19 protein-coding genes are annotated in these 22,944 nt (G+C 70.6%); 13 read left to right on the forward strand and 6 right to left on the reverse strand.

Annotated features, from left to right (window positions below):
* Window positions 1–16: 16 nt before the first annotated feature.
* A complete protein-coding gene (locus ACIRP7_RS01845; protein ID WP_403652535.1) occupies window positions 17–1,699 on the reverse strand; it encodes a thiamine pyrophosphate-binding protein in 1,683 nt (560 codons plus the stop codon).
* Window positions 1,696–2,664, reverse strand: a complete 969-nt coding sequence (speB, locus tag ACIRP7_RS01850; protein WP_403652538.1) for an agmatinase — start codon at window positions 2,662–2,664, stop codon at window positions 1,696–1,698. Before speB ends, ACIRP7_RS01845 begins: the two co-directional genes overlap by 4 nt.
* Window positions 2,665–2,775: 111 nt before the next feature.
* Between speB and ACIRP7_RS01855 the strand changes: the two genes are divergently transcribed.
* Both ACIRP7_RS01855 and ACIRP7_RS01860 read left to right on the forward strand, forming a co-directional pair.
* A complete protein-coding gene (locus ACIRP7_RS01855; protein WP_403652540.1) occupies window positions 2,776–4,353 on the forward strand; it encodes a PucR family transcriptional regulator ligand-binding domain-containing protein in 1,578 nt (525 codons plus the stop codon).
* 70 nt (window positions 4,354–4,423) lie between these two features.
* Complete coding sequence (locus ACIRP7_RS01860; protein ID WP_352384251.1) at window positions 4,424–5,212, forward strand: phosphatase; 789 nt, start codon at window positions 4,424–4,426, stop codon at window positions 5,210–5,212.
* Between the two features lie 7 nt (window positions 5,213–5,219).
* Here ACIRP7_RS01860 and ACIRP7_RS01865 read toward each other — a convergent pair whose 3' ends face one another.
* From ACIRP7_RS01865 to ACIRP7_RS01875, 3 genes are all read right to left on the reverse strand, one after another.
* A complete protein-coding gene (locus tag ACIRP7_RS01865; protein WP_403652544.1) occupies window positions 5,220–6,086 on the reverse strand; it encodes an acyl-CoA thioesterase in 867 nt (288 codons plus the stop codon).
* A gap of 36 nt (window positions 6,087–6,122) precedes the next feature.
* Complete coding sequence (locus ACIRP7_RS01870) at window positions 6,123–7,280, reverse strand: acyl-CoA dehydrogenase family protein (protein WP_352384389.1); 1,158 nt, start codon at window positions 7,278–7,280, stop codon at window positions 6,123–6,125.
* Between the two features lie 96 nt (window positions 7,281–7,376).
* Window positions 7,377–7,970: a TetR/AcrR family transcriptional regulator gene (locus ACIRP7_RS01875; protein ID WP_403652548.1), complete on the reverse strand. Its 594-nt coding sequence runs from the start codon at window positions 7,968–7,970 to the stop codon at window positions 7,377–7,379.
* Between the two features lie 98 nt (window positions 7,971–8,068).
* Between ACIRP7_RS01875 and ACIRP7_RS01880 the strand changes: the two genes are divergently transcribed.
* The 10 genes from ACIRP7_RS01880 (at window position 8,069) to ACIRP7_RS01925 (ending at window position 20,890) form a co-directional block, all read left to right on the forward strand.
* Entirely contained in the window at window positions 8,069–9,685 is a 1,617-nt protein-coding gene (locus tag ACIRP7_RS01880; RefSeq protein ID WP_403652551.1) for a carboxyl transferase domain-containing protein, read from the forward strand.
* Window positions 9,686–9,691: 6 nt separating this feature from the next.
* Entirely contained in the window at window positions 9,692–11,611 is a 1,920-nt protein-coding gene (locus ACIRP7_RS01885; protein ID WP_403652554.1) for an acetyl/propionyl/methylcrotonyl-CoA carboxylase subunit alpha, read from the forward strand.
* Window positions 11,608–12,528, forward strand: coding sequence for a hydroxymethylglutaryl-CoA lyase (locus ACIRP7_RS01890; protein WP_403652557.1), 921 nt, complete (start codon window positions 11,608–11,610; stop codon window positions 12,526–12,528). Before ACIRP7_RS01885 ends, ACIRP7_RS01890 begins: the two co-directional genes overlap by 4 nt.
* Before the next feature lie 7 nt (window positions 12,529–12,535).
* Window positions 12,536–13,696 carry an acyl-CoA dehydrogenase family protein gene (locus ACIRP7_RS01895; RefSeq protein WP_403652560.1) on the forward strand — a complete coding sequence of 387 codons (1,161 nt, stop codon included), beginning with the start codon at window positions 12,536–12,538 and terminating at the stop codon, window positions 13,694–13,696.
* A gap of 130 nt (window positions 13,697–13,826) precedes the next feature.
* A complete protein-coding gene (locus ACIRP7_RS01900; protein WP_403652563.1) occupies window positions 13,827–14,873 on the forward strand; it encodes an ABC transporter substrate-binding protein in 1,047 nt (348 codons plus the stop codon).
* Between the two features lie 34 nt (window positions 14,874–14,907).
* The gene (locus tag ACIRP7_RS01905; protein WP_403652566.1) at window positions 14,908–15,741 is read left to right on the forward strand and encodes a siderophore-interacting protein; all 834 of its coding nucleotides are present in this window, start codon (window positions 14,908–14,910) and stop codon (window positions 15,739–15,741) included.
* Between the two features lie 137 nt (window positions 15,742–15,878).
* A complete protein-coding gene (desA, locus tag ACIRP7_RS01910; RefSeq protein ID WP_403652569.1) occupies window positions 15,879–17,321 on the forward strand; it encodes a lysine decarboxylase DesA in 1,443 nt (480 codons plus the stop codon).
* Complete coding sequence (locus ACIRP7_RS01915) at window positions 17,305–18,582, forward strand: lysine N(6)-hydroxylase/L-ornithine N(5)-oxygenase family protein (protein ID WP_403652572.1); 1,278 nt, start codon at window positions 17,305–17,307, stop codon at window positions 18,580–18,582. The genes desA and ACIRP7_RS01915 overlap by 17 nt, the downstream gene beginning before the upstream one ends.
* Window positions 18,579–19,121 (forward strand): GNAT family N-acetyltransferase, encoded by a 543-nt coding sequence (locus ACIRP7_RS01920; RefSeq protein ID WP_403652575.1) that lies wholly within the window; start codon window positions 18,579–18,581, stop codon window positions 19,119–19,121. Before ACIRP7_RS01915 ends, ACIRP7_RS01920 begins: the two co-directional genes overlap by 4 nt.
* A complete protein-coding gene (locus ACIRP7_RS01925; protein ID WP_403652578.1) occupies window positions 19,118–20,890 on the forward strand; it encodes an IucA/IucC family protein in 1,773 nt (590 codons plus the stop codon). The genes ACIRP7_RS01920 and ACIRP7_RS01925 overlap by 4 nt, the downstream gene beginning before the upstream one ends.
* A gap of 58 nt (window positions 20,891–20,948) precedes the next feature.
* Here ACIRP7_RS01925 and ACIRP7_RS01930 read toward each other — a convergent pair whose 3' ends face one another.
* Window positions 20,949–22,511 (reverse strand): purple acid phosphatase family protein, encoded by a 1,563-nt coding sequence (locus tag ACIRP7_RS01930; RefSeq protein WP_403652581.1) that lies wholly within the window; start codon window positions 22,509–22,511, stop codon window positions 20,949–20,951.
* Window positions 22,512–22,676: 165 nt separating this feature from the next.
* Between ACIRP7_RS01930 and ACIRP7_RS01935 the strand changes: the two genes are divergently transcribed.
* Window positions 22,677–22,934 (forward strand): hypothetical protein, encoded by a 258-nt coding sequence (locus ACIRP7_RS01935; protein WP_352384276.1) that lies wholly within the window; start codon window positions 22,677–22,679, stop codon window positions 22,932–22,934.
* Window positions 22,935–22,944 lie beyond the last annotated feature (10 nt).

Raw genomic sequence — 22,944 nt, forward strand, 5'->3', positions numbered from 1 at the left:
CGCCCGTCTGGCCCGGCTACAGGTGCGTAGGCGCGAACATCCGCAGCACCGCCGGAAGCACGACCACCGACGGCCCCGGTGAGCCGAGCGCCTTCGCCAGGTCGTCCGCGAGGTTCCCGGGAGTCGTACGGACCCCGGGGACGCCGAAGGACTCGGCCAGTGCCACGTAGTCGGGACGGGTCAGTTCCGTCGCCGTGGCCTGGCCGAAGGCGTCCGTCATGTACTCGCGCAGGATGCCGTAGCCGCCGTCGTCGACGATCAGCCAGGTGACGTTCAGGGCGTACTGGCGGGCCGTGGCCAGCTCGGCGATCGAGTACAGCGCCCCTCCGTCACCCGACACCGCCAGGACCGGGCGGGTCGGGTCGGCCACCGCCGCGCCCAGCGCCGCCGGGAAGCCGTAGCCCAGACCTCCGGCGCCCTGGGCGGAGTGGAGCAGGTTGGGGCCCTTGGCGTCGAAGGCCGACCAGGCCCAGTACGCGAGGATCGTCATGTCCCAGAAGGACGGGGAGTCGGCGGGCAGCGCCCGGCGGACCGACGCCAGCACGTCCTGCTCCAGGGTGAGTTCCTGGGCGGCGATACGGGCGGAAACGCGGGCCAGCACGTCACGTACACGCTCCGCGGCCTGCGCGTCCTCCCGCGGGGACACCGTCTCCAGCACTGCCTGCAACGCCAGTCGCGCGTCCGCGTGGATGCCGAGCGCGGGGTGGTTGGACTCCAGCTTCCCGAGGTCCGCCTCGATCTGGACGACCCGGCCCCGCGGCTTGAACGTGTGGTAGTTCGACGAGAGTTCGCCCAGCCCCGAACCCACCACCAGGAGTACGTCCGCGTCCTCCAGGAAGTCCGTGGTGTGGCGGTCCTCGATCCAGGACTGGAGGGACAGGGGGTGCGTCCAGGGGAAGGCGCCCTTGCCGCCGGGCGTGGTGACCACCGGCGCCTGAAGCGTCTCCGCCAGCTGTCGCAGCTTGCGGGACGCGTCCGCCCGTACGACCCCCCCGCCCGCGATGATCGCCGGGCGGGCGGCGTTCGACAGCAGGTCGGCCGCCACCGCGGTGAGTTCGGGGCGCGGCGGCAGCTCCTCGGGGAAGGCGTCGCCGCCCGTCACCACGGGGATCAGGGTCGGGGACAGCAGCACGTCCTGCGGGATCTCCACCCACACCGGGCCGTGCGGGGCGGTCAGCGCCGACTTCCAGGCCGCCTCGATCGCGGAGGGGATCTGGGACTGGGCGCGGACGGTGTGGACCGACTTGACCACGCCCCTGAACGAGGCGGCCTGGTCCGGGAGTTCGTGCAGATAGCCGTGGCGGCCGCCGCCGAGGCCGGCCGTGGGGATCTGGCTGCTGATCGCCAGCACCGGGGCCGACGCGGCGGCCGCCTCCTGGAGGGCCGCAAGGGAGGTCAGCGCCCCGGGTCCCGTCGACAGCAGCAGTGGCGCCGCCTCCCCCGTGATCCGGCCGTACGCGTCGGCCGCGAAGCCCGCGTTGTTCTCCACCCGCAGGCCGATGTACCGCAGGTCTGAGCGCCGCAGCGCGTCGAAGACGCCGAGCGCGTGCTGGCCGGGCAGACCGAAGACGGTCGTCGCGCCGAGCGCGGCCAGCGTCTCCACGACCAGGTCTCCGCCGTTGCGGCCGGCAGGAGGGTTGAGCGCAGCGGAGATCTGCGCCTCCGTCGGACGGAGCACCAGGTCGTGGTCGTGAGTCACTGCGCGCGGGCCTCTGCAATCTGGCGGGACATGATCGTGGTCAGTTCGTAGGCGGTGTGGGAGGCCGCCACCGACGTGATCTCCGCGTGGTCGTACGCGGGGGCCACCTCGACGACGTCCGCCGACACCAGGTTGCACGATGCCAGACCCCGCAGGATCTCCAGCAGCTCGCGGGAGGTCATGCCGCCCGCCTCGGGGGTGCCCGTGCCGGGCGCGTGGGCCGGGTCCAGGCAGTCGATGTCGATGGAGATGTAGAGGGGGCGGTCCCCGATGCGCTGCCGGAGCTGGTCGGCGACCTCGTCCACGCCACGCCGCATGACATCGGCGGACGTGACGATGCCGAAGCCCAGCTTGGCGTCGTCGTCCAGGTCCTGCTTGCCGTACAGCGGCCCGCGGGTGCCCACGTGGGAGAGGGCTGAGGTGTCGAGGATGCCCTCCTCCACCGCCCGCCGGAACGGGGTCCCGTGCGTGTACTCGGCGCCGAAGTAGGTGTCCCAGGTGTCGAGGTGGGCGTCGAAGTGCAGCAGGGCGACCGGGCCGTGCTTCTTCGCGACGGACCTGAGCAGCGGGAGGGCGATGGTGTGGTCGCCGCCCAGGGTCATCAGGCGGGCGCCGGTGCCGAGGAGGTCGTCCGCCGCCGCCTCGATCGTCTCGACGGCCTCGTTGATGTTGAACGGGTTCACGGCGATGTCCCCGCCGTCCGCGACCTGTGCCAGCGCGAAGGGGGACGCGTCCTGCGCCGGGTTGTAGGGCCTGAGCAGCCGGGACGCCTCACGGATCGCGTTGCCGCCGAAGCGGGCGCCGGGCCGGTAGGAGACACCCGAGTCGAAGGGCACGCCCACGACGGCGACGTCGGCCCGCCCGACCTCGTCGAGGCGCGGCAGCCGGGCGAAGGTCGCGGGTCCGGCGTAGCGCGGGATGCGGGAGGAGTCGACGGGGCCGCGGGGGGTCTCGGGGGCGCTCATGGTCGTATGCCTTCCTTCTGTCGTCTGCCGTCGACACTAGGTGGGCGGAAACCTGCTGCGAAGTGTACGTTTCATCCATTCACGCGGTACTGGATGGAGGGAACGTCCATCATGCCGGACCCGTCGGTCCCACCCACCCCACCGGTCCCGCTGGCGGCGCTGCTGGCCCGCGAGGACCTGGCGCTGCGGCAGATCGCGGGGCCCTCGGAGCCCGCCGCGGTGATCCACTGGGCGCACACCTCGGAGATGGCGGACCCGTACCCGTATCTGCTGGGCGGTGAGCTGCTGCTGACGGCCGGGGTGCACATTCCGGAGGCGGCGGATTCGGGGACGTACTTCGACGACTATGTGTCGAGGATCGTCGCGGCGGGCGGCGCGGCCCTCGGCTTCGGCGTGGCGCCGGTGCACGACACGGTCCCGCGCGCGCTGGTGGCGGCCTGCGAGGCGTACGGACTCCCGCTGCTGGAGGTCCCTCCCCGGACCACGTTCTCCGCCGTGGCCCGCGCGGTCTGGCAGCTGATGGCCCAGGCCCGCCACACGGAACTGCGCCGGGTGACCGAGGCCCAGCAGAGCCTGGCGGCGGCCGCGTCCCGCCCGGACCCGGTGCCGTCCGTGCTGCGGCAACTCGCCCAGCGGGTGGGGGGACGGGCGGTGCTCTTCGGACCGGACGGCACGGAGGTCGCGGTGGCCGGGCGGGCCTCAGGGGGCCTTGAAGCCCGGGAAGTACGGGAGGCGTTGGCGGCGCTGACGCGGATCGTCCGACCGGCGGCCACGGCCCCGTCCGCCGGACCGGCGCCGACCGGGCCGGTCGGCGCCACCGCCCCCGGCAACACCCGCACGCCCCTGGCCGCCACACCTGCCCCCGCCTCCCCCACCGCTCCCACCTCAGCCACCGACACCGTCGCTGACGTGCACCTCGCCGCCTACTCCCTCGGTGCCGGACACGGCTTCGTCCTCGGCGTCGCCGCGCCGCAGCGCGATCCCGGTGACCACACCATCGCCTCCGTCGCCGCCGTGCTGCTGTCCTTGCTCACCGGTGAGCATCAGAGCGGGTCGGGGGCGGCGCGGTCGTCCGCACTGGTACGGCTGCTGCTGGGCGCCCCCGCCCAGGACGTGGCCCCGCTCCTCGGGGGCGAGCGGTGGGTCGTCGTGCACGCCCGGCCCGACACGCTCGCCGCTCCCGACGCGGTCGGGGCCTCCGCGCTCGGCGCCGCACTCGGGTCGCCGCTCGTCGACGTGGCGCGGGAGGTCGTACGGGTGCTGCTGCCCGCCGACCGGGAACCGGCTCCGCAGCCGGGGTGGACGCTGGGGGTCAGTGCTGTCGCCGGACCGCGGGAGTGGGCCGTCGCCGACACCCAGGCAGCCCGTGCGCTGGCCCGCGCCCGCGCGACCCGCGCCGGACTGGTCCGGTACCGGGCCCGGCCGGCGCTCGCCGACCTGGTGCCGGAGACGGACGCCGAGGCACACGCCCGGGCACTGCTGGCCTGCCTCGAAGGCAGCCCCGCCCTCCCGGAGACCCTCCGCACCTGGCTGTCCCTGCACGGCAGTTGGGACCGTACGGCGGTCGCGCTCGACGTGCACCGCAACACCGTGCGGCAGCGGATCGCGAAGTGCGCGGCGCTGCTGGAGCTGGACCTGGACGACCCGGACGTACGGATGGAGCTGTGGTTCGCGCTGCGCCGGTCGTGAGCGCGTGACCCGCGTCCCAGCGGGCGGGATGCGAGGCGGTGGCCTGAAGGCGTGCCTCAGAATGGGAGGCATGCCGATACCCGGGACACCCAGCCGCGCCGAGCTCGTCGACCACCTTGTGAAGACCCGTATCGCGGGCGAGGTGGCCACCCCGCGGGAGAACAACCTCTCCCACTACCGCCAGCTGGCGAACGGCAACCGTCACTACTGGTTCGGTCTGGAGCTCGGGGACCGCTGGAGCGACGAGCAGGACGTGCTCGCGGTGATGGCGGAGCGGGTGGGCGTCAACGACGACCCGGAGTACCGGTACGGGCAGGACACCATCGACCCGGAGCTGACCGTCGGAGGTCTGGAGCGGATGGCGGCCCGGCTGCGCAAGGCGGCGGACGGGCAGCAGCGGGTGCTCCTCGCGACCGGCCACCCCGGCGGCCTGCTCGACGTCCACCACGCCACCGGCGCCGCGCTGCGTGCCGCCGGCTGCGAGATCGTCGTCATCCCGGACGGGCTGCAGACGGACGAGGGGTACGTGATGCAGTTCGCGGACGTGGCGGTCCTGGAGCACGGCGCGACGCTGTGGCACACCCACTCCGGCGACCCGATGAAGGCCATCCTCACGGCCCTGGAGCGCGAGGGCCGCCCGCTGCCCGACCTGGTCGTCGCCGACCACGGCTGGGCGGGATACGCCGCTCAGCACGGCGTGGACGCGGTGGGCTACGCCGACTCCAACGACCCGGCGCTCTTCGTGGGCGAGGCCGAGGGCACGGTGCAGGTGACCGTCCCCCTCGACGACCACGTGGTGAGCCCGCGTTACTACGACCCGATGACGGCGTATCTGCTGAGCGAGGCCGGACTGTCGTAGGCGCGGGTCACCTGGGCGCGCGGACCACGCCCTCCTGGATCACCGAGACGGCGAGGCGGCCGTCCTGGGTGTAGATGCGGGCCTGGCCCAGGCCCCGGCCGCCGGAGGCCGACGGGGACTCCTGGTCGTACAGGAGCCATTCGTCGGCGCGGAAGGGGCGGTGGAACCACATCGCGTGGTCCAGCGAGGCCCCGACGACGTCTCCGACCGCCCAGCCGCCGCGGCCGTGCGCGAGCAGGATCGAGTCGAGGAGCGTCATGTCGGAGACGTAGGTGGCGAGGACGACGTGCAGCAGCGGGTCGTCCGCGAGCTTGCCGTTGGTGCGGAACCAGACCTGGGAGTGCGGTTCGCGCGGCTCGCCGAACTTTCCGAACGGCGGTTCGTCGACGTACCGCAGGTCGATCGCCTCACGGGCCTCGAGGAACCGCTCGACGACCGCCGGGTCCAGGTGGTCGTAGCCGCGCAGCCGGTCCGCGGAGGTGGGCAGCGTCGCCGGGTCGGGGGCGGCCGGCATGGCGGCCTGGTGGTCGAAGCCGTCCTCGTACCGCTGGAAGGAGGCGGAGAGGGCGAAGATCGGCTGGCCGTGCTGGACCGCGAGGACGCGGCGGGCGGTGAAGGACCGGCCGTCGTTCATGCGGTCGACGGTGTAGACGATCGGCGCGCCCGGGTCGCCGGGGCGCAGGAAGTACGCGTGCAGGGAGTGGGCGAGCCGGTCCTCGGGGACCGTGCGCCCGGCGGCGACCAGCGCCTGCGCCGCGACCTGCCCGCCGAAGACGCGGGGGACGACGGCGGGGCGGGAGTCGCCGCGGAAGATGTCCTCCTCGATCTGCTCGATGTCGAGCAGATCGAGGAGGTCCTGAAGTGCCTGGCTCATGGGGTTCTTTTGTACCGGCCGGTGATTGCGGGCGGCTTACAGACCCATGTCCTTCGCGATGATCGTCTTCATGATCTCGCTGGTGCCGCCGTAGATGCGGTTGACGCGGTTGTCCGCGTACAGGCGGGCGATCGGGTACTCGTTCATGAAGCCGTAGCCACCGTGCAACTGGAGGCAGCGGTCGATCACGCGGTGGGCGACCTCGGTGCAGAACAGCTTGGCGGAGGCGGCCTCGGCGGGGGTGAGTTCACCGGCGTCGAGGGCTTCGAGCGCGCGGTCGGCGACGGCCTCGGCCGCGTCGACCTCGGCCTGGCAGGCGGCCAGCTCGAACTTGGTGTTCTGGAAGGAGGCGACCGTCTTGCCGAAGACGGTGCGGTCCTGGACGTACTGCTTGGCGAACCGGACGGCGGCCTTGGCCTGCGCGTAGGCGCCGAAGGCGATGCCCCAGCGCTCGGAGGCGAGGTTGTGGCCGAGGTAGTAGAAGCCCTTGTTCTCCTCGCCGAGGAGGTCCTCGACGGGCACCTTGACGTCGACGAACGCGAGCTCGGCGGTGTCGGAGGTCTTCAGGCCGAGCTTGTCGAGCTTGCGGCCGACGGAGTAGCCCTCGGACTTGGTGTCCACGGCGAACAGGGAGATGCCGAAGCGGCGGTCCTCGGCGGTGGGCGCGGAGGTTCGGGCGCAGACGATCACCCGGTCGGCGTGCACACCACCGGTGATGAAGGTCTTGGCGCCGTTGAGGACGTAGTGCGTGCCGTCCTCGGAGAGCTTGGCGGTGGTCTTCATGCCCGCGAGGTCGGAGCCGGTGCCCGGCTCGGTCATCGCGAGGGCCCACATCTCCTCGCCGGTGACGAACTTCGGCAGGAACCGCTTCTTCTGCTCGTCGGTGGCGAGCATCTTGATGTACGGCAGGCCCAGCAGGACGTGCACACCGGAGCCGCCGAACTGCACGCCCGCGCGGGCGGTCTCCTCGTACATCACGGCCTCGAACTTGTACGAGTCGATGCCGGCGCCGCCGAACTCCTCGTCCACGCGGATGCCGAAGATGCCGAGCTCGGCGAGCTTGTAGTAGAAGTCGCGCGGCGCCTGGCCGGCTGCGAACCACTCGTCGTAGACGGGGACGACCTCGGCCTCGATGAAGGCGCGCAGGGTCTCCCGGAACGCCTCATGGTCCTCGTTGAACACAGTACGGCGCACCGCCGCCACCTCCAGGTACGTGTCTAAGCGCTTGCTCAGAACACAAAGGTACCGGCCGGTAAGGAGGCGAGTCCAGAGGTGATCCCGTAACGCTCGTCACGCCGCCGCGGCCGCGAACGCCCCCCGGGCCATGCGGTGCAGCAGCTCCGCGGTGGCGCCGCGCCCCGGGAGCGAGCCGGGGCGGCCCAGGTGCGGGGTGGAGTTCAGGAGGCCGAAGACGGAGTGCACGGCCGAGCGGGCGGCGGGTTCCGCGAGGCCGGGGTAGACCTCGCGCAGGATCTCCACCCACAGCTCGACGTACTGCCGCTGCAGCTGCCGCACCAGCTTGCGGTCGCTGTCCCGGAGGCGGTCCAGCTCGCGGTCGTGCAGGGTGATCAGGGGGCGGTCGTCGAGTGCGAAGTCGATGTGGCCCTCGATCAGCGAGTCCAGCAGCGCCCCGGGGTCCTGGCCGCCCGACTCGGCGACCCGCCGCTTGCCGCCCGTCAGCAGCCGGCCGCTGATGCCGACCAGCAGCTCCGCCAGCATCGCGTCCTTGCCCGCGAAGTGCCGGTAGAGCCCGGGTCCGCTGATCCCGACCGCCGCGCCTATCTCGTCCACGCCCACGCCGTGGAACCCGCGCTCGGCGAACAGCCGCGCGGCCTCCTTGAGGATCTGCTCGCGGCGGGTGGGGGCGTCGGTTCTCGTGGCCATGCAAGCAATTCTAGACAGGGAGGTTAGCGGTCGTTAACCTGAAGGAAATGGTTAACGCTCATTAACAGGCGATCACTGGGTGAGGGGACCGCGAGGACATGGATCAGGCACCCGAGCTGACGAGCGCGGCGGACCCCGCGTCTCCGGCCTGGAAGGCCAATGAGGAGGCCCACCGGGCCCTCGTGGACGAGCTGCGGGACAAGCTCGCGGCGGCCGGGCTGGGCGGCGGGGACAGGGCGCGTGAGCGGCACACCGCGCGCGGGAAGCTGTTGCCCCGGGACCGGGTCGACAGCCTCCTCGACCCCGGCTCGCCCTTCCTGGAGCTGGCCCCCCTCGCGGCCGAGGGGATGTACGACGGACAGGCCCCGGCCGCCGGGGTCATCGCCGGGATCGGGCGGGTGAGCGGACGCGAGTGCGTGATCGTCGCCAACGACGCCACCGTCAAGGGCGGCACCTACTACCCGATGACGGTGAAGAAGCACCTGCGCGCGCAGGAGGTCGCCCTCGACAACCGCCTGCCCTGCATCTACCTCGTGGACTCCGGCGGCGCCTTCCTGCCCATGCAGGACGAGGTCTTCCCGGACCGCGAGCACTTCGGGCGGATCTTCTACAACCAGGCCCGGATGTCGGGTGCGGGCATTCCGCAGATCGCCGCCGTGCTCGGCTCGTGCACGGCAGGCGGCGCCTACGTCCCCGCCATGAGCGACGAGGCCGTCATCGTCCGCAACCAGGGCACGATCTTCCTCGGCGGTCCCCCGTTGGTGAAGGCCGCCACCGGCGAGGTCGTCACCGCGGAGGAGCTCGGCGGCGGCGAGGTGCACTCCCGGATCTCCGGCGTCACCGACCACCTCGCCGAGGACGACGCCCACGCGCTGAGGATCGTGCGGAACATCGCCGCGACCCTTCCCGCGCGCGGGCCGCTGCCGTGGTCCGTCGAGCCCGCGGTGGAGCCCAAGGTCGACCCCCACGGCCTCTACGGCGCCGTGCCGACCGACTCGCGCACCCCCTACGACGTCCGCGAGATCATCGCGCGCATCACGGACGGTTCCCGCTTCGCCGAGTTCAAGGCCGAGTTCGGGCAGACCCTGGTCACCGGCTTCGCCCGGATCCACGGCCACCCGGTGGGGATCGTCGCCAACAACGGCATCCTGTTCTCCGAGTCGGCCCAGAAGGGCGCCCACTTCATCGAGCTGTGCGACCAGCGCGGCATCCCGCTGCTGTTCCTCCAGAACATCTCGGGCTTCATGGTCGGCAAGGACTACGAGGCCGGCGGCATCGCCAAGCACGGCGCCAAGATGGTGACCGCGGTCGCCTGCACGCGCGTGCCCAAGCTGACCGTGGTCGTCGGCGGGTCGTACGGCGCCGGGAACTACTCCATGTGCGGCCGGGCCTACTCCCCGCGCTTCCTGTGGATGTGGCCCAACGCCAAGATCTCCGTGATGGGCGGCGAGCAGGCCGCGTCGGTCCTCGCGACCGTCAAGCGGGACCAGTTGGAGCAGCGGGGCGAGAGCTGGTCCGCCGAGGACGAGGACGCCTTCAAGGACCCGATCCGCGCCCAGTACGAGCGTCAGGGCAACGCCTACTACGCCACCGCCCGCCTCTGGGACGACGGGGTCATCGACCCGCTCGACACCCGTCAGGTGCTCGGCCTGGCCCTGACCGCATGCGCCAACGCGCCGCTGGGCGACCCCCAGTTCGGCGTCTTCCGGATGTGAGGACCCATGTTTGACACAGTGCTTGTCGCCAACCGGGGCGAGATCGCGGTCCGCGTCATCCGCACCCTGCGCGCCCTGGGCGTGCGGTCGGTGGCCGTCTTCTCCGACGCGGACGCCGACGCGCGGCACGTCCGGGAGGCCGACACCGCCGTACGGCTGGGACCGGCGCCGGCCGCCGAGAGCTATCTGTCCGCCGAGCGCCTCCTGGAGGCGGCCGCCCGCACCGGCGCCCAGGCCGTCCACCCCGGCTACGGCTTCCTCGCCGAGAACGCGGCCTTCGCGCGCGCGTGCGAAGCAGCCGGGCTGGTCTTCATCGGGCCGACGGCGGACTCCATCGCCCTGATGGGTGACAAGATCCGCGCCAAGGAGACGGTCGAGGCGGCCGGAGTGCCGGTCGTGCCCGGCGGCCGTGACCCCGAACTCGCCGAGGCCGCGCGCGCGTTGGGCGCCCCGGTACTGCTGAAGCCCAGCGCGGGCGGTGGCGGCAAGGGCATGCGGCTGGTCCGGGACCTCACCGTCCTGGAGGAGGAGATCGCCGCCGCCCGCCGCGAGGCCCGCACCTCCTTCGGGGACGACACCCTGCTCGTGGAGCGGTGGGTCGACCGGCCCCGGCACATCGAGATCCAGGTGCTGGCCGACGGCCACGGGAACGTGATCCACCTCGGCGAGCGCGAGTGCTCCCTCCAGCGCCGGCACCAGAAGATCATCGAGGAGGCGCCCAGCGTCCTCCTCGACAAGGACACGCGCGCGGCGATGGGCGAGGCGGCGGTCGAGGCGGCCCGCTCCTGCGGCTACCGGGGCGCGGGCACCGTGGAGTTCATCGTGCCGGGCGACGACCCGTCGTCGTACTACTTCATGGAGATGAACACCCGCCTCCAGGTGGAGCACCCGGTCACCGAGCTGATCACCGGCCTGGACCTGGTGGAGTGGCAGCTGCGGGTGGCGGCGGGCGAGCGGCTGCCGTTCGGGCAGGAGGAGGTCCGGCTGACCGGGCACGCGATCGAGGCCCGGATCTGCGCCGAGGTCCCGTCGAAGGGCTTCCTCCCCTCCGGCGGCACCGTGCTCCGCCTCCACGAACCCCAGGGCGACGGAGTCCGCACCGACTCCGGGCTCAGCGAGGGCACCGAGGTCGGCAGCCTGTACGACCCGATGCTGTCCAAGGTCATCGCCTACGGCCCGGACCGCGCGACCGCGCTCAGGAAGCTCCGGGCGGCCCTCGCGCGGACGGTGACGCTCGGGGTGCAGACCAACGCGGGGTTCCTGCGTCGGCTGCTGGCCCATCCGGCGGTGGTCGCGGGCGAGTTGGACACCGGTCTGGTCGAGCGCGTGGTGGACGACCTGGTCTCCACGGACGTACCGGACGAGGTGTACGAGGCGGCGGCGGCCGTACGGCTCGAGGCGTTGCGTCCTCGCGGAGAGGGCTGGACCGATCCGTTCTCGGTGCCGAGCGGCTGGCGGCTCGGGGGCTCCGGGTTCACGAAGGCCGTCGGCTTCCCGCTGAGCGTGCAGGAGCCCGTGGAGTACGTCCCGCGCGGCACCCACACCGTCACCGACGACCAGGTCACCGTCACCCTCGACGGCGTCCGGCACACCTTCCACCGGGCCGGCGACTGGGTGGGCCGGGACGGCGACGCCTGGCACGTCCGCGACCACGACCCGGTGGCCGCGTCCCTCACCCGCGGCGGGCACGCCGGTGCCGAATCCCTGACCGCCCCCATGCCCGGCACGGTGACCGTGGTGAAGGTGGCCGTCGGCGAGGAGGTGGCCGCGGGGCAGAGTCTGCTCGTCGTCGAGGCGATGAAGATGGAGCACGTCATCTCCGCCCCGCACGCCGGCACGGTCGCCGAGCTGGACGTCACGCCGGGCACCACGGTCGCCATGGACCAGGTGCTGGCGGTCATCACCCCCGTGGAGGACGAGCGATGACACTCCCCATGGTCGTACCGGAGAGCGGGCTCCCGGCCCGCGTCCGCATCCACGAGGTCGGCGCCCGCGACGGCCTGCAGAACGAGAAGTCGACCGTGCCCACCGAGGTCAAGGCGGAGTTCGTGCGCCGCCTGGCCGACGCGGGACTCACCACGATCGAGGCGACGAGCTTCGTCCACCCCAAGTGGGTGCCCCAACTCGCCGACGCGGAGCAGCTGTTCCCGCAGCTCTCCGACCTGCCCGTGGACCTGCCCGTCCTCGTCCCGAACGAACGGGGCCTGGACCGCGCGCTGGCCCTCGGAGCCCGCCGGGTCGCCGTGTTCGCCAGCGCCACCGAGTCCTTCGCCAAGGCCAACCTCAACCGCACGGTCGACGAGGCCCTGGCGGGGTTCGAGCCGGTCGTCGCGCGGGCGAGGGCCGAGGGTGTGCACGTGCGCGGCTACCTGTCGATGTGCTTCGGCGACCCGTGGGAGGGCGCCGTCCCGATTCCTCAGGTCACCAAGGTCTGCCGCGCCCTGCTCGACATGGGCTGTGACGAGCTGAGCCTCGGCGACACCATCGGAGTGGCGACGCCGGGGCACGTACGCGCGCTGCTGACCGAACTCGACGTCCCCGTCGAGAAGGTGGGTGTGCACTTCCACGACACCTACGGCCAGGCCCTCGCCAACACCTACGCGGCCCTGCAACACGGGGTCACGACGGTCGACGCCTCCGCGGGCGGCCTCGGCGGCTGCCCGTACGCCAAGTCCGCCACCGGCAACCTCGCCACCGAGGACCTCGTGTGGATGCTCCAGGGCCTCGGCATCGACACCGGTGTCGACCTCGGCCGTCTCGTCGCCACCAGCGTGTGGATGGCCGAACACCTGGGCCGACCCAGCCCGTCCCGCACCGTCCACGCCCTCTCCCACCAGGAGTGAACCCCCGATGGACCACCGCCTCTCCCCCGAGCTGGAAGAACTCCGCCGTACCGTCGAGGAGTTCGCCCATGACGTAGTGGCGCCGAAGATCGGCGAGTACTACGAACACCACGAGTTCCCGTACGAGATCGTCCGCGAGATGGGCCGCATGGGCCTGTTCGGGCTGCCGTTCCCCGAGGAGTACGGCGGTATGGGCGGCGACTACCTGGCGCTCGGCCTCGTACTGGAGGAACTCGCGCGCGTGGACTCCTCGGTGGCGATCACCCTGGAGGCCGGCGTCTCCCTGGGCGCCATGCCGATCCACCTGTTCGGCACCGAGGAGCAGAAGCGCGAGTGGCTGCCCCGGCTGTGCTCGGGCGAGATCCTGGGCGCGTTCGGCCTCACGGAACCGGACGGCGGCAGCGACGCCGGGGCGACCCGGACGACGGCCCGCCTGGACCCGGACACCGACGAGTGGCTCATCAACGGCACCAAGTGCTTCATCACCAACTCCGGCACCGACATCACGGGCCTGGTCACCGTCACCGCCGTCACCGGCCGCAAGCCGGACGGCAAACCCCTGATCTCCTCGATCATCGTGCCGTCCGGCACACCGGGCTTCTCGGTCGCGGCGCCGTACTCGAAGGTCGGCTGGAACGCCTCCGACACCCGTGAGCTGTCCTTCTCCGACGTCCGGGTCCCGGCGGCGAACCTGCTGGGCGAACAGGGCCGCGGTTACGCCCAGTTCCTGCGCATCCTCGACGAGGGCCGGATCGCCATCGCGGCCCTCGCGACCGGGCTCGCGCAGGGCTGTGTGGACGAGTCGGTGAAGTACGCGAAGGAGCGGGAGGCCTTCGGGCGGCCCATCGGCGCCAACCAGGCGATCCAGTTCAAGATCGCCGACATGGAGATGAGGGCCCACACGGCCCGCCTCTCCTGGCGGGACGCGGCCTCGCGCCTGGTCGCCGGTGAGCCCTTCAAGAAGGAGGCGGCCCTCGCCAAGCTGTATTCCTCCACGATCGCCGTGGACAACGCCCGCGACGCCACACAGATCCACGGCGGCTACGGCTTCATGAACGAGTACCCGGTCGCCCGTATGTGGCGCGACTCCAAGATCCTGGAGATCGGCGAGGGCACGAGCGAGGTCCAGCGGATGCTGATCGCACGCGAGTTGGGGCTTATCGGCTAGACCGGAGCCCACCGGGCACTCACCGCTTCGACGGGGCGGCGCCCCGCCCTCTGGACAATTGATGAGGTTAGGCTAACCTACCTTCGAACTTGTCCGGCGGGCGCCTCGCCCCGTTCGAAAGCAGCCATACATGTCCAACGCAAGAGCCGCCCACCTCACCCGCCGTGGCATCCTCGCCGCGGGCGGCGCACTCGGCCTCGGCGCCGTGCTCGCGGCCTGTGGTGACGACGACTCCGGCAGCGAGGGCTCTGGCAAGGGGACCACGGCCGCGAAGTCCGGGGCGTGGACCTTCAAGGACGACCGCGGTACGACCGTGAAGCTCGACAAGGTCCCCACGAAGATCGTCGCCTTCGTCGGCGTCGCCGCCGCGCTCCACGACTACGGCATCGAGGTCAAGGGCGTCTTCGGCCCCACCAAGACCAAGGACGGCAAGGCCGACGTCCAGGCCGGCGACATGGACGTCAGCAAGCTGACCGTCTTCGGCAACGTCTGGGACCAGTTCAACGTCGAGCAGTACGCGGCCTTCGCGCCCGAGGTCCTCATCACCACGACCTTCGACAGCGCCGGCACCCTCTGGTACGTCCCCGCGGCCTCCGCGTCCAAGATCGCCAAGCTGGCGCCGAGCATCGCGGTCTCCGCGTACGACCGTCAGATCACCACGCCCCTGCAGCGGGTGTGGGAGCTGGCCGAGTCCCTCGGCGCCGACATGACGGCGGCGAAGGTCACCGACGCGAAGAAGCGGTTCGAGTCGGCCTCGGAGCGCTTGCGCGCCGCTGCCAAGGCCCACCCCGACATCAAGGTGCTCGCCGGGTCGGCGGCCCAGGACGTCTTCTACGTCTCCGGCTCCAACCTGTCCATCGACCTCGAGTACTTCAAGGCGCTCGGCGTGAACTTCGTGGAGCCCCCGGCGTCCGTGCTCAAGGCCTCCGGCGGCTGGTACGAGTCGCTGAGCTGGGAGAACGTCGACAAGTACGCGGCCGACATCATCATGATGGACGACCGTACGGCGACGATCCAGCCGGCCGACATCACCGAGGCGACCTGGAAGAAGCTGCCCGCGGTCAAGGCGGGGCAGGTCATCGCGCGGTCGCCGGAGCCGATCCTGTCGTACGACAAGTGCGTGGCGATGGTGGAGAACCTCGCCAAGGCGATCGAGACCGCGAAGAAGGTCAGCTGACTCCGTAGCACTTCCTGAACCCCAGGAGCCCGACATGACGACGGCCGTAGCCGCCCCGTTCCGTTTCTTCTCCCTCCAGGTCGTACGGACGAGGCGGCTCGGGCCGTCTCTGGTCCGGGTCAGCTTCACCGGGGAGGATCTCCAGCACTTCTACTCCGACGGACGCGACCAGTCGCTGTCCCTGTTCCTCCCCGCCGAGGGCCGGACCGAGCCCGGGGTTCCCGTCGAGCTCGGGGACGGCTGGTGGCAGGCCTGGCGTGAACTCCCCGACGACGTACGGGCCGTGATGCGGTCGTACACCCTGCGAGGGCTCCGCCGGGACCCCGACGAGATCGACATCGACTTCGTGCTGCACGAGCCCGCCGGACCCGCCTCCCGGTGGGCCGCGCGGGCCGCCGCGGGCGACCGGGTCCAGTTGCTCGGGCCCGCCGTCGCCGACAACCGGGCGATCCGGTTCCGGCCGCCCGAGGACACCGATCTCGTCCTGCTGTGGGGGGACGAGACCGCGCTGCCCGCCGTCTCCGCGATCCTCGAAGCCCTCCCCGCCGGACAGCGCGCCCGCGTCTGGCTGGAGGTGCACGACGCCGGGGACATCCAGGACCTCGCGACCGAGGCGGACGCCGAGATCACCTGGCTGGTGACCGACCCGGCCGGCGCCCCGTGCTCCCCCCTGGCGCTCGACGCCCTGCGGGCCGCCCGACTCCCGCACGCCGAGCGGCCGTACGTCTGGATCGCGGGCGAGTCCGGGTGCGTGAAGGAGCTGCGTCGGTACTTCGTGCGGGAGCGCGGGATCGACCGGCGCCGGGTCACCTTCGTCGGGTACTGGCGGCAGGGGATGACCGAGGAGCAGCTGCGGGCGGCCGAGTAACTGCCGCCAAGTGACGCCGGTCACGGGTGGGGCAGGTTTCGACCCTTGTTAATTAGGTTAGGCTTACCTAAGTTGAGCCGGGCACCGCCCCGCTCCTGCCCCGTCCCGCATGGATTTCCCCACCGGAGGGCCCCCACATGCGCTCGCACCTGCTCAATGACACGACCGCGGAGAGCTACCGCCGCTCCGTGACCGAAGGAATCGAGCGGGTGGCGGCCAAACTCGCCACCACCACAAGGCCGTTCACCGGCATCACCGTCGACGCCCTCTCCCCCCGCATCGACGAGATCGACCTCGACAAGCCCCTGCTGGACACGACGGCGGTGCTCGACGAGCTGGAGGACGTCTACCTCCGGGACGCGGTCTACTTTCACCATCCCCGCTACCTCGCCCACCTCAACTGCCCGGTCGTCATCCCGGCCGTGCTCGGCGAGGCCATCCTCTCCGCCGTCAACTCCTCCCTGGACACCTGGGACCAGTCGGCCGGCGGCACCCTCATCGAGCGCAAACTGATCGACTGGACGACCGCGCGCATCGGACTGGGCCCGGTCGCCGACGGCGTGTTCACCTCGGGCGGGACACAGTCCAACCTCCAGGCGCTGCTGCTGGCCCGCGAGGAGGCGAAGACCGACTCCCTGGCGAGACTGCGCGTCTTCGCCTCCGAGGTCAGCCACTTCAGCGTCAAGAAGTCGGCGAAACTGCTCGGCCTCGGCCAGGACGCCGTGGTCTCGATCCCCGTCGACCACGACAAGCGGATGCAGACCGTCGCCCTCGCCCGTGAGCTGGAGCGCTGCCGTCGCGACGGCCTGGTCCCGATGGCCGTCGTCGCCACCGCCGGCACCACCGACTTCGGCTCCATCGACCCGCTGCCGGAGATCGCCGAGCTGTGCGAGCAGTACGGCGCCTGGATGCACGTGGACGCCGCCTACGGCTGCGGGCTGCTCGCCTCGGTCAAGTACCGGGACCGCATCGACGGCATCGAGTGCGCCGACTCGGTCACCGTCGACTACCACAAGTCCTTCTTCCAGCCGGTGAGTTCGTCCGCCGTGCTGGTCCGCGACTCCTCGACCCTGCGCCACGCCACCTACCACGCGGAGTACCTCAATCCGCGCCGCATGGTGCAGGAACGTATCCCCAATCAGGTGGACAAGTCCCTCCAGACCACCCGCCGTTTCGACGCGCTCAAGCTGTGGATGACCCTGCGCGTGATGGGCGCCGACGGCATCGGGCAGCTCTTCGACGAGGTCTGCGACCTGGCCGTCGAGGGCTGGAAACTGCTCGCCGCCGACCCGCGCTTCGACGTGGTCGTCGCACCGAGTCTGTCCACGCTCGTCTTCCGCTGCATCCCCGCCGCCGTCACCGACCCGGCCGAGATCGACCACGCCAACCTGTACGCCCGCAAGGCCCTGTTCGCCTCCGGCGACGCGGTGGTCGCGGGCACGAAGGTCCAGGGCCGCCACTACCTGAAGTTCACCCTGCTCAACCCCGAGACGACGGCCGAGGACATCTCGGCCGTCCTCGACCTGATCGCCGGCCACGCCGAGCAGTACCTGGGAGAGTCCCTTGACCGCGCGTCCTGAAACCCCGTCCACAACCTACGACTTCGTGGGCATCGGGCTCGGGCCCTTCAACCTCGGTCTGGCCTGCCTCACCGAGCCCATCCCCGAACTCGACGGCATCTTCCTCGACTCGAAGCCCGACTTCGAGTGGCACGCCGGCATGTTCCTGGACGGCGCCCACCTCCAGACGCCGTTCATGTCGGATCTGGTCACCCTCGCCGACCCGACCTCGCCGTACTCCTTCCTCAACTACCTGAAGGAGAAGGGCCGGCTGTACTCGTTCTACATCCGCGAGAACTTCTACCCGCTGCGGGTGGAGTACGACGACTACTGCCGCTGGGCCGCGAACAAGCTGAGCAACGTCCGCTTCGACACGACGGTCACCGAGGTGACGTACGAGAACGAGCTGTACGTGGTGAAGACCGCGGCCGGTGAGGAGTTCCGCGCCCGCCACCTGGTCCTCGGCACCGGTACCCCGCCGTACATCCCGGAGGCCTGCCAGGGACTGGGCGGCGACTTCATCCACAACTCCCGCTATGTGCAGCACAGAAGCGAGCTGGTGAAGAAGGAGTCGATCACCCTTGTCGGCTCGGGTCAGTCCGCCGCCGAGATCTACTACGACCTCCTCGGCGAGATCGACGTCCACGGCTACCGGCTGAACTGGGTGACCCGCTCCCCGCGCTTCTTCCCGCTCGAATACACCAAGCTCACGCTGGAGATGACCTCCCCGGAGTACATCGACTACTACCGCGAGCTGCCCGAGGCCACCCGCTACCGGCTCACCGCCGAGCAGAAGGGCCTGTTCAAGGGCATCGACGGAGACCTCATCAACGAGATCTTCGACCTGCTCTACCAGAAGAACCTCGGCGGCCCGGTCCCCACCCGGCTGCTCACCAACTCCTCGCTGCACAGCGCGCGTCACGAGAACGGCACGTACACGCTCGCCTTCCGCCAGGAGGAGCAGGAGAAGGACTTCGAGATCGAGTCGCAGGGCCTCGTCCTCGCGACCGGCTACAAGTACGCCGAGCCGGACTTCCTGACCCCGGTCAAGGACCGCCTGGTGTACGACTCCCACGGCAACTTCGACGTGTCCCGCACCTACGCGATCGACGTCACGGGCCGAGGCGTCTTCCTCCAGAACGCCGGTGTCCACACCCACAGCATCACCAGCCCCGACCTGGGCATGGGCGCCTACCGCAACAGCTGCATCATCCGAGAGCTGCTCGGCACCGAGTACTACCCGGTCGAGAAGACGATCGCGTTCCAGGAGTTTTCCGTATGAGCAGGACGACCTTCACCTTCCGCCCCCTCGACCCCCTGAAGGACGCCGAGCTGCTGCACGGCTGGGTCACCCACCCCAAGGCCGCGTTCTGGATGATGCAGGACGCGAAACTGGAGGACGTCGAGCGCGCGTACCTGGACATCGCGGCCGACGAGCACCACCACGCGCTGCTGGGCCTCGACGAGGACGGCGAGCCCGCCTTCCTGATGGAGAAGTACGACCCCGCCCACCGCGAGCTGGTGGGGCTGTACGACCCGCGCCCGGGGGACGTCGGCATGCACTTCCTCACCCCGGCGACCGACCGGCCCGTCCACGGCTTCACCCGGTCCGTCATCACCGCCGTGATGGCCCACCTCTTCGAGGACCCGGCCGCCCTGCGGGTCGTCGTGGAGCCGGACGTCTCCAACAAGGCCGTCCACGCCCTGAACGAGGCGGTCGGGTTCGTGCCCGAGCGCGAGATCCAGAAGCCGGAGAAGAAGGCCCTGTTGAGCTTCTGCACACGGGAGCAGTTCTCGGTCGCCACGGGGGTGACCGCATGAGCCTCGCCGACGCCGTGGCCCATCTCTCCCCCGCGCACTGGGACGTGGCCAACCGCCTGCTGGTCCGCAAGGCCCTCGCCGAGTTCGCGCACGAGCGGCTCATCGAGCCCGAGGAGACCGACAAGGACCAGTACGTCGTCCGCAGCGACGACGGCAAGACCCGCTACGACTTCACGGCCGTCCGCCGCGCCCTGGACCACTGGCAGGTCGACGCCGACTCCATCACCCGGCACCGCGACGGCACCGAACTCCCGCTCGCCGCCCTGGACTTCTTCATCGAGCTGAAGCAGACCCTGGGCCTGAGCGACGAGATCCTGCCGGTCTACCTGGAGGAGATCTCCTCCACCCTCTCGGGCACCTGCTACAAGCTCACCAAGCCCCGGGTCCCGGTCGCCGAGCTCGCGAAGAGCGGCTTCCAGGACATCGAGACCGGCATGACCGAGGGTCACCCCTGCTTCGTCGCGAACAACGGACGGCTCGGCTTCGGCATCCACGAGTACCTCTCGTACGCCCCCGAGACCGCGAGCCCGGTCCGCCTGGTCTGGCTCGCCGCGCACCGCTCGCGCGCCGCGTTCACGGCCGGGGTCGGCATCGAGTACGAGTCCTTCGTACGCCAGGAGCTGGGCGAGGAGACCGTCGAGCGCTTCCACGGCGTCCTGCGCGACAAGGGCCTGGACCCGGCCGACTACCTCCTCATACCGGTCCACCCCTGGCAGTGGTGGAACAAGCTCACCGTCACCTTCGCCGCCGAGGTCGCCCGCGGACTGCTGGTCTGCCTGGGCGAGGGCGACGACGAGTACCTGGCCCAGCAGTCCATCCGGACCTTCTTCAACCGGTCCCACCCCGAGAAGCACTACGTGAAGACGGCCCTGTCCGTCCTCAACATGGGCTTCATGCGCGGACTGTCGGCCGCGTACATGGAGGCGACCCCGGCCATCAACGACTGGCTCGCCGGCCTCATCGAGGGCGACCCGGTACTGAAGTCGACGGGCCTGACGATCATCCGTGAACGGGCGGCCGTGGGCTACCGGCACCTGGAGTACGAGCAGGCGACCGACCGCTACTCGCCGTACCGCAAGATGCTGGCCGCGCTGTGGCGCGAGAGCCCGGTCCCGTCCCTCCAGGACGGCGAGTCGCTCGCCACCATGGCCTCCCTGGTCCACATCGACCACGAGGGCCGGTCCTTCGCGGGCGCCCTCATCGAGCAGTCGGGACTCACCCCGGCCGACTGGCTGCGCGGCTACCTCCGCGCCTACTACACCCCGCTGCTGCACAGCTTCTACGCCTACGACCTGGTGTTCATGCCGCACGGCGAGAACGTCATCCTGGCCCTGAAGGACGGCGTGGTCGAGCGGGCGATCTACAAGGACATCGCCGAGGAGATCGCCGTCATGGACGCGGAGGCGGTACTGCCGCCGGCGGTCGAGCGGCTGCGCGTGGAGGTCCCCGACGACAAGAAGCTGCTGTCGATCTTCACGGACGTCTTCGACTGCTTCTTCCGCTTCCTCGCCGCGAACCTCGCCACCGAGGGAATCCTGGAGGAGGAGGACTTCTGGCGCACGGTCGCCGAGGTCACCCGCGACTACCAGCGGGCGGTGCCGGAACTGGCGGACAAGTTCGCGCAGTACGACATGTTCGCGCCCGAGTTCGCCCTGTCCTGCCTCAACCGCCTCCAGCTGCGGAACAACCGGCAGATGGTCGACCTCGCGGACCCGTCCGGCGCGCTCCAGCTGGTCGGCACGCTGCACAACCCCATCGCGGGCCTGTAGGAGGCCCCAACTGACAGGCGGGGCCCGGGAGTACGGTCCTCCCGGGCCCCGTCCCCGACTACTTGGCCCGGCGTGCCACCGTGAAGTGGTCGATGCGGTCACCGGTCTCGGCGATGCCCGACACCTTCAGCTTGGCGTAGTGGCCCTTCGCCGCGGGCTCGACGTCCACGCGCAGGAACGAGTAGTTGAGATAGCGCACCCGGGACCAGGCGACCGTCTCGTTGACCTTGCCGTCCTTGGTGTTGACGAAGGAGGCGACCGACTCCTGCTCGGCGAGGTGCCCCTCGTAGGAGTCCGGCGCGGAGAACGCGTACAGGCTGCGGCCCGCGGCGCCCGCGGTGACGTAGACGACCCCCTCGGTCTCGGGGTACGCGGTCCCGCCGATCGGGAGCTTCTTGGCGACCTTGTCGCCCTTGATGACGTCGGTGCGCTCGTACTGGTGGTTGTGGCCGTTGATGATCAGGTCCACCGTGTACTTCTCGAACAGCGGCACCCACTCCTGGCGCACGCCCCCCTCCGAGGCGTGCGCGGTGGAGGTGCAGTAGGCGCAGTGGTGGAAGAACACGATGATGAAGTCGATGTCCTTCGCGGCCCGGTACTTCTTCAGCTGCCCCTCGAACCAGGTGGTCTGGGTGCCGCCGGAGATGCCGAGGTTGGCCGGGATCTCGAAGGAGACGTCGTTCGGGTCCAGCGAGATGATCGCCGTGTTGCCGTGGACGAAGGAGTAGACGCCCGGCAGGTGCTTCTTGTCCGGCCCGTTGCCGGGGAGCGTGAAGCGGGCCTCCTCGCCGCCGTAGCCGTTGGGCGAGTACCAGGCCTCCATGTCGTGGTTGCCGTAACTGACCATCCACGGAACGGACTTGGCGACCGACTCGGTCTGGGCGAGGAACTGGTCCCACACCCGCGAGTCGAAGCCGGTGTCGGCGGACTTGCCCTGGCCGGCCGGGTCGGCGTAGGCGATGTCGCCGGCGTGCAGGTGGAAGGCCGGGTTCTGGCCGAGCAGCAGGCTGTCGTTGGCCAGGCCGTGGTAGCCGACGCCCTGGTCGCCGAAGGCCGTGAAGGTGAACGGCTTCTTGTGGGCGGGCGCGGTGGTGAAGGTGCCCAGGGTGCCGGTCAGATGCGGCTCGGCGGGGTCGAAGCCCTGGTGGCCGACGCCGTAGTAGTAGGTCTGGCCGGGGCGCAGCCGGCTCAGCCTGGCGTGCAGGTAGTACTGCGTGTGGTCGGCGCTCGCACCGACGCCGGCCGGGGTGTACAGGGTGCGCACCTCGGCCTCGATCTTGCGGGAGAGGTCCCAGGGGCGGGCGCCGATCCGGATGAACGGCTTCTTGACCGCGACCGGCACCTGCCAGGAGACGGTCATCTCGGTGCGCGCGTCGTTGCCGTAGGCGAGGTGACGGCCGAAGGGGGCGACGAGGGCGCCGTCGACGCTCTCGGTGGCGGGAAAAGTCCGGGTCGGCGTGGCGGCCTGGGCGACGGCACCCGGCACGAACGCGCCACCCACGACGGCGCCCAGCGTGACGGCGCCGCCCCTGATCATGTTGCGCCGGGAGAACTTGGTGTGCAGGTACTCGTGCTGCTCGGCCATGCTCATGCGCTCGGCGAGCTCGTCGGGTACTCCCATGCGAGGAATGTCCATGGCGTCTGAAACTCGTCTGTCGGGGCAACGGGGTGTAGGACACAGGATGGACAGCTCGCGAACAGACGTTCATAAGAACATCAACAGCCACTTGCCCGATATCGGGCAGAATTCTTGCGAAACGGCTTCCGGTCCCCCAGGATCTACCGGGTGCACGACGAACTTGTTGATCATCTGACGCGGTCCACGCCCCTCAGCCGGGGCGAGGCACTGCGCGTGATCCAGGACGTGCTCGCCTTCTTCGACGAGACGACCGAGGACTACGTCCGTCGCCGCCACCGCGAACTCCAGGCCCAGGGCCTGGTGAACGCGGAGATCTTCGAACGGATCGAGGCGGATCTGAAATACCGAGCGGTGGCGCCGCCGGAGCTGACGCTGAGGCAGCTGCGCCGCATGGTCTACGGCTAGGGGACACAGC

This window comes from Streptomyces sp. NPDC102270 (assembly GCF_044766405.1).
Classification (GTDB): domain Bacteria; phylum Actinomycetota; class Actinomycetes; order Streptomycetales; family Streptomycetaceae; genus Streptomyces.